14 protein-coding genes and 5 tRNA genes are annotated in these 15,769 nt (G+C 34.9%); 5 read left to right on the plus strand and 14 right to left on the minus strand.

The genetic code is table 11. The features are described 5' to 3' along the window. Positions 1-111 precede the first annotated feature (111 nt). On the minus strand, positions 112-1,521 hold the full coding sequence (locus tag MHI02_RS12085) for an ISLre2 family transposase (protein ID WP_047184960.1): 1,410 nt from the start codon (positions 1,519-1,521) through the stop codon (positions 112-114). Positions 1,522-1,784: 263 nt separating this feature from the next. On the opposite strand from MHI02_RS12085, the gene MHI02_RS12090 reads away from it, so the two are divergent. Together MHI02_RS12090 and MHI02_RS12095 are read left to right on the plus strand one after the other, a co-directional pair. After that, positions 1,785-1,985 (plus strand): hypothetical protein, encoded by a 201-nt coding sequence (locus MHI02_RS12090; protein ID WP_047183823.1) that lies wholly within the window; start codon positions 1,785-1,787, stop codon positions 1,983-1,985. 26 nt (positions 1,986-2,011) lie between these two features. Next, entirely contained in the window at positions 2,012-2,572 is a 561-nt protein-coding gene (locus MHI02_RS12095) for a hypothetical protein (RefSeq protein WP_047183822.1), read from the plus strand. 165 nt (positions 2,573-2,737) lie between these two features. On the opposite strand, the gene MHI02_RS12100 is transcribed toward MHI02_RS12095, so the two are convergent. The 10 genes from MHI02_RS12100 to MHI02_RS12145 all read right to left on the minus strand — a co-directional run bounded on the left by MHI02_RS12100 (position 2,738) and on the right by MHI02_RS12145 (position 10,309). After that, positions 2,738-4,873 (minus strand): peptidoglycan D,D-transpeptidase FtsI family protein, encoded by a 2,136-nt coding sequence (locus tag MHI02_RS12100; RefSeq protein WP_341165931.1) that lies wholly within the window; start codon positions 4,871-4,873, stop codon positions 2,738-2,740. A gap of 52 nt (positions 4,874-4,925) precedes the next feature. Then, positions 4,926-6,197 carry an MFS transporter gene (locus MHI02_RS12105; RefSeq protein WP_060668998.1) on the minus strand — a complete coding sequence of 424 codons (1,272 nt, stop codon included), beginning with the start codon at positions 6,195-6,197 and terminating at the stop codon, positions 4,926-4,928. Positions 6,198-6,295: 98 nt separating this feature from the next. Continuing rightward, positions 6,296-6,901 carry a superoxide dismutase gene (locus tag MHI02_RS12110; RefSeq protein WP_047183819.1) on the minus strand — a complete coding sequence of 202 codons (606 nt, stop codon included), beginning with the start codon at positions 6,899-6,901 and terminating at the stop codon, positions 6,296-6,298. A 299-nt stretch (positions 6,902-7,200) separates the two neighbouring features. Then, positions 7,201-7,290, minus strand: a tRNA-Ser gene (locus tag MHI02_RS12115). A gap of 16 nt (positions 7,291-7,306) precedes the next feature. Beyond that, positions 7,307-7,383 (minus strand) — tRNA-Ile (locus tag MHI02_RS12120). 12 nt (positions 7,384-7,395) lie between these two features. Then, positions 7,396-7,468 (minus strand) — tRNA-His (locus MHI02_RS12125). Positions 7,469-7,488: 20 nt separating this feature from the next. Then, positions 7,489-7,565 (minus strand) — tRNA-Met (locus MHI02_RS12130). A gap of 4 nt (positions 7,566-7,569) precedes the next feature. Then, positions 7,570-7,644: transfer RNA gene (locus tag MHI02_RS12135), tRNA-Asn, on the minus strand. A 167-nt stretch (positions 7,645-7,811) separates the two neighbouring features. Continuing rightward, entirely contained in the window at positions 7,812-9,443 is a 1,632-nt protein-coding gene (locus MHI02_RS12140) for a Na/Pi cotransporter family protein (RefSeq protein ID WP_341165932.1), read from the minus strand. A 230-nt stretch (positions 9,444-9,673) separates the two neighbouring features. Further along, a complete protein-coding gene (locus tag MHI02_RS12145; protein WP_047183817.1) occupies positions 9,674-10,309 on the minus strand; it encodes an NfeD family protein in 636 nt (211 codons plus the stop codon). Between the two features lie 274 nt (positions 10,310-10,583). On the opposite strand from MHI02_RS12145, the gene MHI02_RS12150 reads away from it, so the two are divergent. Further along, on the plus strand, positions 10,584-11,945 hold the full coding sequence (locus tag MHI02_RS12150) for an IS4 family transposase (RefSeq protein ID WP_341165933.1): 1,362 nt from the start codon (positions 10,584-10,586) through the stop codon (positions 11,943-11,945). A 29-nt stretch (positions 11,946-11,974) separates the two neighbouring features. After that, positions 11,975-12,298: a hypothetical protein gene (locus MHI02_RS12155; RefSeq protein WP_047183816.1), complete on the plus strand. Its 324-nt coding sequence runs from the start codon at positions 11,975-11,977 to the stop codon at positions 12,296-12,298. 33 nt (positions 12,299-12,331) lie between these two features. Here MHI02_RS12155 and MHI02_RS12160 read toward each other — a convergent pair whose 3' ends face one another. After that, positions 12,332-12,688 (minus strand): hypothetical protein, encoded by a 357-nt coding sequence (locus MHI02_RS12160; RefSeq protein WP_047183815.1) that lies wholly within the window; start codon positions 12,686-12,688, stop codon positions 12,332-12,334. 178 nt (positions 12,689-12,866) lie between these two features. Between MHI02_RS12160 and MHI02_RS12165 the strand changes: the two genes are divergently transcribed. Further along, on the plus strand, positions 12,867-13,151 hold the full coding sequence (locus MHI02_RS12165; RefSeq protein WP_047183814.1) for a DUF2624 domain-containing protein: 285 nt from the start codon (positions 12,867-12,869) through the stop codon (positions 13,149-13,151). Between the two features lie 365 nt (positions 13,152-13,516). Here MHI02_RS12165 and MHI02_RS12170 read toward each other — a convergent pair whose 3' ends face one another. Next, entirely contained in the window at positions 13,517-14,410 is an 894-nt protein-coding gene (locus tag MHI02_RS12170) for a deoxyribonuclease IV (protein WP_047183813.1), read from the minus strand. Positions 14,411-14,451: 41 nt separating this feature from the next. Next, positions 14,452-15,765, minus strand: a complete 1,314-nt coding sequence (locus MHI02_RS12175) for a DEAD/DEAH box helicase (RefSeq protein ID WP_341165934.1) — start codon at positions 15,763-15,765, stop codon at positions 14,452-14,454. Positions 15,766-15,769 lie beyond the last annotated feature (4 nt).

Here is a 15,769-nt window from a genome sequence, read left to right on the forward strand (position 1 = left end):
GCACTCTATTTTTGTACACTTTTTCGGCTACCGCGCGACCCTTGTCGCTTGCTGTCCCCAATTTTTAGGTAACGTTCTAAAAACCAAGAACCTTACCTAAAAATCAGGGTGTTATCTAAAACTTTTTATTAACTGTCCAATAGCTGATGAATGAGCTGTATTTAGGCTTATTTTACCTTGTTTTGCTCCAATTGACGGCTGGGTTTCCTGGCGTAGAAATTCAGTCATACGAACCACTTTTTTCACGTCTCGTTGTTTTCTTACACTTCGCCTTTGGTCTCTCAAATAGACGGATCGTAATGTTTTATTTAGAATCCCTTGTTTGATCTTCACCATTGCCTCACTACCTTCTAAACTCCAATGCATTCCACGCTTTTTCATTCGGAATGAAATATGTCGTTGGTTGGATTCCATTGCACCCATGCCCCTTGCCTCTTTTGGTGGATTCTCAACTTTTTCTCTCCAATCAAAAATTCGATCCCAATTACCGCCAATATATCTACGAAAATCCTCGGCCTTTTCTAACTGCTTATCCGTTTCTAAAGTGCTCTCCAATGTATCCATCCAACGTATGAAATCATCCAGTTCGTGTTCTTTGATTGCCTTTTGTACACCTTCTTTAAACTCGCTCTTTTTAACTCCAAAAGTTCGATTCAGTGCTTTAGAAATGTGAAAGGAATCCAATTGATTTAAAACAGGATAACTAGACTGTGAGAAAGCCTCTTGAAAACGTTCTGCCGTATAACCGGGACCACCATCACTATTGGTGACAACTTGAGTGTTTTCTAAGGAATAATGATTAGCTGTATACGCCTGGACTTCTTTCCAAAAATCATTCGTTGGTTTGGTTGTCATGATGACCTGTGGATTCTTTAGGGAAATACGCTTCCCATTTTTACTCCAACCTTCATGAATGATCGCATGATGGACTTCATGACTTGTCTTTTTCTTTGTTCCACGCACAAATACACCATCTGCCTCGGCAAATAAAAAATCCAACTCATCTCCCTTTGGTAAATAAGCAGCTTCCTCTAATTCCGCTAACATTTCTTCATCAGCTCGCGCTTGTGCCTTCCCAACACGTTTCACAATACTTCCCACAGTTGTATGACTAAGAGTTACTGCGGTCCATTCACCTAATATGCGTGCCGTTTCTCGGTACGTACTCTCACTAGCCAACTCTGCCACTTTTACTTCAACTAAAGGACTATGTCGTTGATATTTTCTAAATCCAATCCATTCATCAAAAGGATAATGCGCCTTTCCATTCACATCGCGCATCAAGGTATGAGTAAAGCGAACCGCCCCAAAAATAAACTGAATCGTTTTTTCATCTTCTCGTTCAACCGTCCAACCTTTACTTTGCATTCTTCTTTTAATCGTTTGATTAAGTTGTGTAAATACGCTCCCCATTAGTGTAGTAAGTAGATCATATATACTAATTTGAATTTGTTCTTCAAACTCAATTAAGTCATTTGTATCCTTTAATAATTCGCTAATTTTTGATATAATTGTATTCATGAAAAGGCCTCTTTCTAATGTATTTGCCGGGAAGCATACATTTATGATAGAGCGCCTTTTCTTTTTTTTCTAGAATTTTGTTTCAAATCCCCGAGAACTATTTTACACATAGATTTAAAATATTTAACAAACCACCAAAAAAGCGAACTATATTTCGAATATTTTATTTGAGTTTAAGAATGAATTTTAGCTAAACCTATAATTACCATTGGTATCCAGTATCATTCTATGTTATAACTAATAATGGTAAAGGAGGAATACAGATGATTTATGCAGTAGTTTCTATTTTAGCTGTGGCGGTTGTTCTTTTTGTATTATCATTTTTCATGAATGATAGAATAGAAGAACTAGAAAGTCAGGTGGAACAACTTTCCATTACAACAATGCAGGATACATATCAAATGAAGAAAAAAGTTAAGATATTGGAAGAAGAATTACTGTCTGATGGTATAGAAAAGATATAAATAATAAGGAATTAAAGGTGATTTAAATGAAGCAACTTGTGAGATTTTTCTCACTTGGATTGTTAACAGCAGGAATTATTATGTTAGGTGTAGTTCTCATTTCCGATAATAATAAGGAAAACAACCTATCAGCTGAAGAATTAATTCCTATTATAGAAGAGGAAGGCTATCATGTGGTTTCAAATGATGAATATATTGCTATGACTGTTAATCCAAATGAGAATAAACCAGAGCAAAATTCTGATGAGGCGGATAAGAATTCTGACAAAGAGAAATCCGAAAAGAAAGATGAAAGCAAGGATAAAGAGAAAGAAGTAAAAGAAACTGACGATGAACAAGCAAAAAAAGATGAAAAAGAAGATAAAAAAGAAGATGAAAATAAATCTTATGTTTTAAATGTCGAATCTGGAATGCCAACTTCTTCTATTAGCAACCTTCTTGAGGAAAATGGAATTATCGATAAGGCTTCCGATTTCACAAAATACCTTGAAAAACATGATTATAGCTTAAAAGTAAAAGCTAAAGAAACAAAAGTAACTAGTGACATGAGCTACTATGAATTAGCACAAGCATTAATGAATTATTAAAGAAAAGGAAGCATGGAAAATCCACGCTTCCTTTTCTTTATTAGACCTTTACCGGCAGTTAATTTCCCACCTACCTACCTTGTTCCCCAGGCAGGAGTCTTACTGTCCGTGGATAAATTTTCTTCTTGCTAAAAAACCATAAACCTCAAAGAGGTTTATGGTTTTTTATTGATTATTTTCTTCCTCATGATTTTCGTCTTTAATCTTATCGCCTAATTTGTCTTCTTTTTGTTTCATTTCAAAATAAGTGTCCAAAATCCGTTCACCAATTACATTATTAACAGGATATTGTCCACTAACATTCGGCCCTAAGTTAGGTACAATGATTGCGAAGGCAATTTCAGGATTATCAAATGGAGCATATCCAACTAAGGAACGATTCTCCGTTGTATATAATGTTTCTGTTTTAGGATCATAATAATCACTTTGAGCTGTTCCAGTCTTACCAGCCGGGTTATAGCTTTTACCCGCAAAGTAAGAGTATGCTGTTCCTCCAGGCACTTGAAAAACTCTTCTAAACCCTTCCTGCACTCGGTCAATATGATCCATTTCTATTCGATTAAGTACTGTTGAATTTTCAACACGATAGACGGAACCTAATGTTTCATCTGTACCATTTGACTCTCGTATTTCTTTTAAGAAATGTGGTTTAACACGATACCCGTCATTAGCAATAGTGGAAACATATTGAGCTAATTGCATAGTAGTATACGTATCAAACTGACCAATCGCAAAGTCTAACAGTTTTCCTCCTATGAGCTCAGTTCCAACATATCCTGTAGCTTCATACGGATAATCAATTCCTGTACTAGATCCTAGACCAAATTGCGCAAAATAATGGCGAAATTGCTGAAATGCATTGGTATCTATTGAAGCAGTTTTGTTATTTGGAAATGGGTAACGATAATCCCCACCCATTCTTAAAGCAATATAGAACATATATACGTTTGAAGAAAACTTTAACGCATCTAAGTCACTTACCGTACCTAAATTTTTCCAAGATGATTTCTTTTGTGTACCCGCTATTTTAATTGGACTATCGTAAAAAGTCTGTCCGGGTTTAATAACACCTGATTCATAACCAGATAATACCGTTGCTCCCTTTACAGTTGATCCAGGACGGTGTGAATCATATAAAGTCCTGAATGATTCATTATGAAATTTCCCTTCAGAACGATCATAACGTTGACCAGATACAGCTAGTAATTCACCAGTCTTCGGATTCATCACAACCGCAAGAGCTTGGTCTAAATGTCTATTTGCACCAGGATGTTTTCTTATTGCGGCCAATAATTCCTCTTGTACAATTTTATCTACTTCTTTCTGAAAATCCATGTCAATCGTTAATACTAAATCTTTACCGCGCTGTCCCTCTACAACTGTATCAGAACCAACAATAACACCATTTTTTGTTGTTGTATATTCAATTTGCTCTTTTCTTCCCCTTAATACATCTTCATAATATTGTTCCAATCCACTTTTTCCAACACGATCATTCCTACTGTAACCTCGCGTTAAGAAATAGTCTTTTTTCTCAGCAGGGATACCTTCTTCCTGTGTCGTGACAGCACCTAACAAACTCTGTAATGTTTCACCATAAGGATAATTACGATTCCAATCCGTTGTAGCATTAATTCCTGGAAGTTCAGATAAGTGTTCAGAAACTAAAGCATATTCTTCTGCTGTTACTCCTTCATTTTTAACAATTTGTGGACTTAAGGAATAAGCTTTGTCTATCTCTTTTTTAATAGCGATAATCTCTTTATCATGAAGAGAAAAATTACTTATTTCTTCTTCCGTAATTAAATCTAACGTTTTATTATAAGCCTCTGCATTACTCAACTCTTCTATATCTTTTTCAGAAAGTCTGCTATCTGCCTCTTTTTTATTTAACAAATACCAGTATTCTTTTAAATCTCTTTCTGTTAATTTTTTGTCCAAATATTTTTCTGGATTTTCATCCTTAGGTACAAGCGTAATAAAATCGGCTAATCGCTTTGCTACTTTGAGTCGATCTTCAGCTTGAACTCCTTTTTCTGGTGTATACGTAATAGAGTAGACTGGCTCATTATCCACGATAAGGTTATGGTTACGGTCATAGATTTTCCCTCTTGGTACAGGAATTTTCGTTGTATCTTGAATTGTTCTTTCTATTTCTTTTTGAAAAGCTTCTCCATTTAAAATTTGAACTACACCAAGTTGCAAAATCAAAACAGAGAACAACAAGAAGATAACAAAGAACAATATATTTATTCGGAAGGGTAATTGTGCCTTTTTCTTTTTCTTCCGTATTTTTGACATATGTTCTCCCCCAAAATTTAAAATGCAATCAATCATAGACATTTTATCATATTTACCGATCTTTTTCGTCAGTTAATTGCTCTTTCATTAATATTTCCTTTCGAGAAGAACTACCCATTGATATATTCCTTACATATAGATAAATAATTAAATGACCGGCCCCAAAAACTACCAAAAGAATAGGAATGATTTTTTCTGCATCAAAAAGAGAAACACCCAGTAAGAAAATCAGTACAGAAACAATCCTTCCCACATTTAAAAATAACTCACGAACAACGATATATTCTATTCTTAGTTCTCCAGCTTTCCAGGCCTTTCCAATAACATCATATGTCAGAGAAACATAGGGTACATTTATAATCGGATAAGCAATACCTATGACTATGGCATATAAAATAAGTAATAAATAATTTACATTAAATAAAATAATAAAAATCGAGATATACAAAAGAAGAGCACCGATTAGGATAGCTTTTTTTCTCCTCGCCGGTTTTATATATTTAGTCACAATAAAATATAATACGGCCGATAACCCGGATAGAACTAAGTTGAAGGTACCCAAAGCAAACTCACTTTTTGTTACAATAAACACCCAAATAGATATAACAAAAACAAATACTCCTTCTCGTATACCTTGAAAAAAATGAGCGTATAATATTCTGCTCCAGTTTTTATTATTTTTCCTCTCATATAGAATTCTTCTAAAGTAAAAGTCCCCTTTTGCACTTCTTCGTTTCAAAAAGAAACTGGATATAACTGCAAAAATAAATAATATAAACGAAATAGTAAAAATAGTTGTATAACCTACATTACCGTCTAACTTCGCGATAATTAATCCTGCAAATAGTGGACCAATCATCCCACCTAAAGATTGAAGAACTCCTAAAAACCCATTAAAAAAGTCTCTTGTATCCGGTTCCGTAATTTCAAAAGTTAATACATTAAAAGCTAACCAATAAAAACCATAACCTATCCCTAATAAACAACCTAATAAAAAATTAAAATAAGAAGCTTTCTCTCCAATAATTAATACACTTAGGAAAAACACAGACAAAAATATAACACCTAATCTTAGGACTATAATCCGATCAACTTTTTTAGCTAACCTTCCTGCTAATATAAAGGTTAGAGCTTGAAATAGATTAATTCCTAGATTATAAACTGCAATCGTAATATAATCTCCGGATTGTCTCCATAAATAGATATTGACAAACGTATTGGAAAGAAAAATACCTAAGGAATAAAGGCCACCTATTAGTAATAGTAATAATAAATCACGATTAACGTCCATTTTGTTTTCAAATGCTTGAATGAATTTCGCCATATCTAACTACTCCTTTAATAAGTTAGTCTTGGCGAATAATTGTCAGATATGCAAAAAAACACGTGGTAAAATACCACGTGTTTTTAAATTACTTGCTATTAACCTTTGTAGTTTTTAGCTACTTCATCCCAGTTAACAACATTCCAAAATGCTGCTAAGTATTCAGGGCGTCTGTTTTGATATTTTAGGTAGTATGCATGTTCCCAAACGTCTACACCTAATAAAGGAGTTTTACCTTCCATAAGTGGAGAATCTTGGTTTGGAGTGCTCATAACTTCTAATTCACCGTTATTGGATACTAGCCAAGCCCAACCAGAACCAAAACGTGTTTTAGCAGCATTTTCAAACTCTTCTTTGAATTTGTCGAAGCTACCAAATTTAGCATTAATCTTTTCAGCTAGTTCACCAGTTGGTTCACCACCACCATTTGGTGATAAAACTTTCCAGAATAAACTATGGTTAGCATGTCCACCACCATTATTGCGTACCGCTGTACGTTTTGCTTCTGGAACAGCATCTAAATTACTGATTAATTCTTCAACTGATTTTCCTTCTAATTCGGAAATTCCTTCAACAGCTGCATTTAGATTTGTTACATAAGTGTTATGGTGTTTCGTATGATGAATATTCATTGTTTCCTTGTCAATTGTTGGTTCTAATGCATCATATGCATATGGTAATTCTGGTAATTCAAATTTAGCCATAAAAATCTTCCTCCCTTAATAAATTTAAAATGGATAATTCAGGTTTATCACCCTTTAACTAGAAGATTATCATTGCTATCACATAGTTGCAAATATTTTGCCTTACAAAGATGAAAAATAGTTAAATCAAGAAGACTTCCATAAGCGGGGTTTTCTTTCATCTCCCACTTATGGTTAGTCATACTTATCGGACCTTTACGGGCAGTTGATCTCCCAACTAGTTTTACTGCCCGATTAAGAGGGATAAAAATTTACGCAAATAAAAAACAAGTATATTATATACTTGTTTTCTCGCAAAAAGGAGGTAGAGGGATTCGAACCCCCGCGCGGTTTGACCCGCCTGTCGGTTTTCAAGACCGATCCCTTCAGCCAGACTTGGGTATACCTCCGTGATATGATATTATATGGTGGACCCTGCAGGACTCGAACCTGCGACCGATCGGTTATGAGCCGATAGCTCTAACCAACTGAGCTAAGGGTCCAGTTTATAAACGGGCGATCGGTGGGAATCGAACCCACGAATGCCGGAGCCACAATCCGGTGCGTTAACCACTTCGCCACGACCGCCATGTGACTAAATAATAAAATGGTAGCGGCGGAGGGGATCGAACCCACGACCTCACGGGTATGAACCGTACGCTCTCGCCATCTGAGCTACGCCGCCACTTTGGCTCCACAGGTAGGATTCGAACCTACGACCGATCGGTTAACAGCCGATTGCTCTACCACTGAGCTACTGTGGAATAGTGAAATGTTAATATTTAACAACGATATAAAATTTACCATGTATTTTTTCGTTTGTCAACACTATTTATTAATCTCGACAAACATAAACAACGTCTATTATAATATCACCTTTTATTCTTATTTGCAATTAAAAAAGAGAAGGTTTTATCCCTTCTCTTTTATTTTAATCATGATGACCTAAAACATACTCAGCAATGTTCACTGCGTGGTCACCAATACGCTCTAAATTACTTATGATATCAACAAATACTATACCTGCTGAACCACTGCAAAGCCCTTTATTCATACGAATAATATGTCGCTTACGATAATCTCTTTCCATCTTATCAATTTCTTCTTCTCGTTGAACAACTTCTAAGGCTTTCTCTCTATCAGACTCACTTAAAGCATCTACAGCTTGTTTAACAGTCATATTAGTTAAGTCAAACATAGTGTTTAACTCACCCATCGCCTTATCTGAAATTTGGACTTTATTAGAAATTTTGTAATCCACCAACTCAATTAAATTTTCAAAGTGATCCCCTATTCGTTCAATATCACGGACGGAGTTCATTAATGCTGTATGTTTTTCACTTTCCTGTTCAGATAGAGATCTTCCTGATACCGTCACTAAATATTCTGTAATATTACGATCTAGGTTATTTATGGCTCCCTCAATTTGCATAGCCATATCTGAATGTTTTTGAGAACTTGTAGTTAAATATCGATTGGATTCTTCTAGACCTTTACAAGCATATTCTCCCATTCGGGCTATTTCCTTTTTCGCTTGATCTAAAGCTAAAGCAGAAGATCTCTCAATGAAAATCGGATCCAAGAATTTTGGTTTATATTCAATAGTCGTATCTTTACCTGGGATTATTTTCGTAACAATCCATGCCAATCCAGCTATAAACGGAAATTGTATAATCGTGTTCATAACATTAAAGCTTCCGTGTGCAAATGCAATCGTCATTTCTGGATTCAAATTTAATTTTGTCTGTAAGAATGATACAAAAGCTACAAATGGAATTAATAATATAAGAAAAATAATAGAACCCATCACATTAAAAATTACGTGAGTCAACGCTGCTCGTCTTGCCGCAACAGAAGCGCCGATTGCTGCTAACACCGCAGTAATTGTTGTTCCAATATTATCACCAAATAAAACAGGAATAGCTGCGTCTAAAGCTATAGCTCCTTCAGAAAATAGTCCTTGTAAAATACCAACCGTTGCACTTGAGCTTTGTACGATTAATGTAAAGACTGTTCCGATGATAACACCAAGAATTGGATTATCACTCATACTTACTGTTAATTCATGAAAAGCCTCAAGTGAACGTAAGGGTTTCATACCACTACTCATTAACTCTAAGCCATAAAACAAAGCACCAAAACCAAAAAGAGCTTGTCCTAGTGCAGTAATAATTGGTTTCTTAAAGAAAAAGATTAAAAATGCACCTACTGCAAGAATTGGTAAAGCATATTCACCAATATCAATACCAATAATAAAAGCGGTAATAGTTGTTCCAATATTCGCTCCCATAATAACACCAATTGCTTGTCTTAATGTCATAAAACCTGCATTAACAAGCCCTACTGTTAATACGGTCGTACCTGAACTACTTTGAATTAACATCGTTACAACCATTCCGGCAAGCACGCCAAGGAAAGGATTACTTGTAAATCGATCAAGTATATCTCTTAATCGGTCACCTGCAGACTTTTGTAAACCATCTCCCATAAATTTAATACCTAAAAGGAAGATCCCAAGTCCACCAAAAAATTCAAAGAGTAGTGTCTGAATATCTACACCCAATGATATTACATCCTTTCATCCGATTATCATTAATTAAAAAACCCTACTCTATCTTAAGGTTAGGTTAATTCCTTGTAAAGATATTTCGTCATAATTTTACATTAAATTTACAATCATCAACAAAAACTAATTATTACTCTACCTTCAAAAATAACAATAAAAAAGACTGTTATGTCAAGATCCCAAATACACTTCTCTTTAGGACTCTTAACTTACAGTCTTTTACGTTGTTACGATTTGATTTTTTCAACTAATATTTTTGTCCCATCAACCTGAATTACTTGTATATGGGTATTTTTCTCGATCCATTGTCCGTTAGATACCGCGCTATAATCCTTTTTATTTACTTCGATTGTTCCAACAGGGCGTAAATCTGTTTTGGTGATTCCACTTTGACCTAAAAGTTTTTCATATTCCTTGTTCAAGGAGTTATATCCTGCCTCACTTGTTAATTGATCCTTTAAAGCTATTTTTGTCCACATTTCCCGCTTCTTAAAGACTTTTAAGAATAAAAAAGAGCCTGCAGTACCTAAAATTACTCCAAGTACAGCGTACAACCCCGAGGTAAATGAAGGTGCTACTAAAGCAACGGAAACTAGCATAATGGCTACACCAATAGTCGCTAATGTACCATCATTTAGAATTTTTCCATCAATAATGATTAGTATTAGTCCTAAAAAGTATAAAATAAGCATAATTATAAAGAAACTTGCTTCTACAACATACGCACCAAAATAAATGGTAATAAAACCAATTCCCAATAAACCAAAAATTCCTCTAGCATTTACTAACACTTCACCGATTAAAAACAATGACCCTAAACCTGTTAAAACAAAGCCAATCCATACTAATTCAAAAATTTCCAATTACACCCCTCCTTTATATGTATTATACGAAAAAATTGAGATTAAGTTTCATTTTAAAAATCCAAGCTCTCAGGCAGACAACGAAAAACAGTTTTCTTAGGTACTCAACTTTCGCAGAGTAAAAATGACATCTAACCTTTATCTGGTAAAGTACTTTTGGAAATTCATTATGGACCTTGACATCTGCCTACTATAAAAAAGAAAAACACCTCCACTTTTGGTATAGTTTAATTGTCTAGAAAAAAACTCCCAAATAGAAGAGGTGCCTCCTACTATGATAGCGAATAATGACCAAAATAATCAAATGCCAACCGAATTAAAATCTGGTTTTAATGAATTAGAGATGCTTAAACATTTGCGGAAAGCCGGTATCACCAAAGGATTTGGGTTTTCTTGTGCTTATTTATTTCAGCTCCTATTTTGTTTGATTTTCGAACAGAAAAATTGGTTTCGATTGCTTGAAAGCAAAAAATCAGAAAGTCTGCCAGGGAAAGACACCATCTATCGCTTTTTAAACTATTCCAAGTATAATTGGCACCGTTTTTTACTTTCACTAAGTGCTTCAACCATTTCTAAAGTAAGTCGGTTGACCAAAAATGATCGTCCAAAAGTGTTAATCGTTGATGACTCTGCCTATGAACGGAACCGGAGTAAGAAAGTAGAATTACTGGCTCGCTGTTTTGATCACGCATCTCAAAAAATGCGTTTTTACAAAGGTTTTCGTATGCTTACGCTTGGTTGGTCGGATGGTGCCACTTTCATGCCAGTCGACTTCTCCTTATTAAGCTCAAAGAAGTCAAAAATCAATGATATTTCGAATAAAGTAGACAAACGCACTTCTGGTTATAAAAGACGGGAAGAAGCCCTACAAACAGCTCCAGAACAACTACCATCTATGATTTCACGGGCACTTTCTGCAGGAATAGACGCATCTTATGTGTTAATGGATAGTTGGTTTACCCAGCAGCCACTGATTCAATCGATTGTGGAACAAGGTATAGACGTGATTGGTATGGTGAAAGCTACCAATCAACGTTATTTAGTTGATGAAAAACGGGTTAATTTAAAAGAACTTTATCGTCTAGCGAAACCAGCATCGGGAAACAAAAGTATCTTGCACTCTATTCATACAACGATGGCAAACGGAGTACCAGTAAAAGTTGTATTCGTTCGAAATCGCAATAAAAGAAGTGAATGGTTAGCTATCTTAAGTACGGATTGTACGTTAACAGAAACAGAGATTATTCGAATTTACGGAATGCGCTGGGACATTGAAGTCTTTTTCAAGGCGACAAAATCTCTGTTGAAATTACAAAAGGAATTTCAAGGTAGATCCTATGATTCACTAATCAGCCACACGACGATTGTCTTTTCAAGATATATCCTTTTGTCTTGGCAAAACCGCTGTAGTACAGATGACCGCACACTTGGCGGGATGTTTTATGAACTTTGTGACGAAGTAAATGAACTGGATTGGGCAGTTGCATTACAACAACTAATCGAGCTTCTTGAAGATGCTTTGAATAAAACGAACAAGAAATTCAAAAAGTTAATCAAAAGTCAACTACAGTATTGGTTTGCGGGATTACCTAACTATATCAAGGTATACCTGCCTAGTTTGGGCTGCGAAAGTTGAGTTAGGTATTAAAAAAGGAGAAATTAAATATGTCCTTTTCCAAACGATTAATTCTATATATGTTCATTATACTGCTAGTAGCAAGTATATATAAAGATTTATCATTAGGAGATGATATGATTAATCCGTACCAAGATATAGAAACTTTTATAACAAAGGATAGTCAATACACGATAATAAAAGTAAAAGTTGAATGGGGGGACACTGTATTATCTATTATTAAAGATTTAAATGAAGGAAAAATAAAAGTACCTTTTGAAAAAATTATAAATGATTTTCAAGAATTGAATCCCAATATAGATCCAAATTCCATGGAGCCAGAGAATTACTATTATTTTCCGCTATATAAATAAAAATGGAGACTGTATTTAGTCTCCATTTTTAATCTAAACGAAAGGCAATATAAATAAGGTTACTAATATAGAAATTGCTCCTGCAGCAATTGCAATATTTCCTAAAGTATCAGCACCACGGGCTCTAGAGACAAACCCTAAAATGATACCTGCTGCACCTAGAACGATTGGCCAAACAAAGAAGGAAATAATCGATAAAGCTAGACCAATCCATCCATACATACTATTTACATCAGCATCGTCATTATCATTTACAGCATAATCATCGGCTGTAAACTCTGCAGCAAATTCCTCATTTCTAGAGCTATCAGGTTCTATTTCAACAAAATCCTGATTTTTAGCCTCTTCACCGCGTCTTGGAGCATTTTCTATATCTTTATAATCCGCCATGGGTAATGACCTCCTTTTTTAGTCGAGGTGCATTTATAGTGTATGGAATCCCCTCAAGTTTATAATGTTAGTTTGTGGAAACATAGTTAAAAGGTAGTTTTATTTCATAATACAAGTTTATTTTATCTTAATGAATGCATATATAGTACAACAGGTTCTTTTTAAAGGAGGTACGAAAATGTCCATTATCATCAAAGAATTAGTACGGAGGAAGCTTAAACAAATAAGTTATAACGATTTATTAGATCACTCTCATCAGTACGGTTTCTCTATTTCAAAGGAACAGGCTAAGCAGATATCCCACTATTTAAAACATTATAATGGTGATCCATTTAAACACGATGATCGAGAAGCGATGTTTAGGGAATTAGCAAATATTACTGATTTAGAAACAGCAAGGGCAGCAAGAAAATTACTTAATGAACTTATTAAGTCTTATGGATTAGAATATTTATTTGAATAAAAATAGGGCTAACCTTAGGTTACCCCTATTTTTAATTTAAATAAGAAAGCATAATAATGCAGTTTATTAAATCTTGTCTTAAGAAAGACCACGTCCGGCTACAGCGCCCAGCGACTAGCAGATTTTTTTGGTGGGACGAGCGTTAGCGCAGTCCCAAACTTCACACTCCTCCACTACGATAAAGAAGACTTGCCGATTGGTGAAACCAGAGGCTTAGTCGCACTTATACCCTTGTGATGAAAGTCAACATCGGTTCGTACCTCACCGTGTTTCCTTTATCTCATTGCGGAGTGCTCCAGTTTGTACGTCGCTACGAAGCACAGGACGTCGCGTTTTAGCCTGTAAGCGCGCTTGCGCCTTTGTTATTAACTATTTTGTATTTTTTCCTTTAAGTTTTCTTCAAATTGGCCATTTTTAATCATTTCAATTTCAAATCGATATGGAGCCTTTTTATTTTTCTTGTCTTCACCAACATACGGAGTTTCTAATATTTTAGGCAACTCTTGAAACTGAGGGTGGTGGATAATATAATGTAACGCTTTAAATCCAATATGGCCGAAACCAATATTTTCATGGCGGTCTTTATGAGCTCCTTTCTCATTTTTACTATCATTTACATGTACAACTTTTATTTTTTCCACACCAATGATTTTATCAAATTCATTTAAAACCCCATCAAAATCATTTACAATATCATATCCGGCGTCGTGAATATGACAAGTATCCATACAAACGGATAATTTTTCATTCAAGGTAACCCCATCGATAATTTGAGCAATTTCATCGAATGTACGTCCAATTTCAGTTCCTTTACCGGCCATAGTTTCTAAAGCAATCTGTACATCATTATTTTTTTCAAGAACTTCATTTAACCCTTCAATGATCTTTTTAACTCCATTATCAACCCCTGCTCCAACATGTGCACCGGGGTGTAGAACAATTTGTTTCGCTCCAATAGCCTCTGTACGTTCGATTTCACTTCTTAAGAAGTTAACACCAAGTTCAAAAGTTGCTGGTTTTGTCGTATTTCCAATATTTATAATATAAGGCGCATGTACGATGATATCCGTGAGACCATTCTTTTCCATATGTTCTCGACCAGCCTCAATATTCAACTCTTCTATTGGTTTCCTTCGCGTATTTTGGGGTGCACCTGTATAAATCATAAAGGTATTTGCTCCATAGGATGTAGCTTCTTCACTTGAACCTAATAACATTTTTTTACCATTCATTGATACATGTGATCCAATTTTTAACAATATTGATACACTCTCCCTCTTCATTTCATCTCTGTTTATTTCTATTTTTTATGCTTCGTATTTTTTTGCAATTGTTTTTTTATAGAGACTTGCTGCTTTTTTAGTTTTTTCTTATAGCCGGGTTTTACTTTTTTAACTTTCGGAACCCTTTTCCAAGCTTCTTTTTCAAGATCAGTGGTTGTATTCTTTCTTAATTGACGGTCATTCCATGATTTAGCTTTCGTCCATTCGCCATTTTTAACATCCACATATTGGAATGAAAGACCTTTATCTTCAAGTTTTTGGATTAGTTTTAAGTCGGCTTCTTGGTATAAACTTATAGCCGTACCTTCCATACCTGCTCTTGCGGTTCTTCCAACCCTATGAATATAAAATTCTTCTTCTTTCGGTAGGTCTGCGTTAATAACATGACTAACACCCTTAATATCAATTCCTCTTGCAGCCAGATCAGTGGCAACAATGTATTGGTACCGAAGATTTTGGATATCTTTAAGTACTCGTTTTCTTTCTCTAGGTGTTAAACCACCATGAATAATCCCTACGTCTATACCTTTTTCTTGCAGTTCAGATGCAAGTTCATCTGCTTGTTTCTTACCATTCGTAAAAATAATGCTAATATAAGGATTGATTGCTTTTGAAATTTCCAAAATAATATCCGCTTTTTCTTTATGCTTAACCGCAATTAATAAATGCTCCATTGTTTCCGGTGAAAAATGATCATTTACTTTGACATAAATCGGATTTTCTAAATACTTTTTAAAAAAATTCTGTAATCGTACAGGGATTGTAGCTGAAAATACCAATAATTGAATATCCCTTTTTGCTCGTACCAAAAGTTGGTCTACATCGTTAATAAACCCTAGATCTAGCATTAAATCCGCCTCATCTATAACGAAGGATTTTGCGGAATATATCGAAAGCGCCTCTTCTTTAACTAAATCTAAAATTCTCCCAGGCGTTCCTACGATAATATGTGGAGGCTGCTTTAATTTTTCCATCATTTTTTGTTTGTCTGTTCCACCTACTAATAACTTAGCTACCCATTCTCCTTCTTTATTAGAAAGTTGGATGATTTTCTTCACTTCATCATAGATTTGCATTGCCAATTCTCTAGTAGGGGCAGTAATGACAAATTGTACTTCCCTTTTTGTACTATCTAATTGATTAAATAGGGGTAGTAAATAGGCATGGGTCTTACCAGATCCTGTTCTCGATTGACCTATAACACTATTTCCTTTTATAATGTTTGGAATAATTTTCTCCTGAATTTCAGTAGGCTTCTTAAATTTTAAATGATGAATGACTTCAAGTATATTAGGTTTTAAATCTAATTGTTCAAATTGATTTTCTGTCATATAA

The sequence above is a fragment of the Oceanobacillus sp. FSL K6-0118 genome (assembly GCF_038006665.1).
GTDB classification, from domain to species: domain Bacteria; phylum Bacillota; class Bacilli; order Bacillales; family Amphibacillaceae; genus Oceanobacillus; species Oceanobacillus caeni.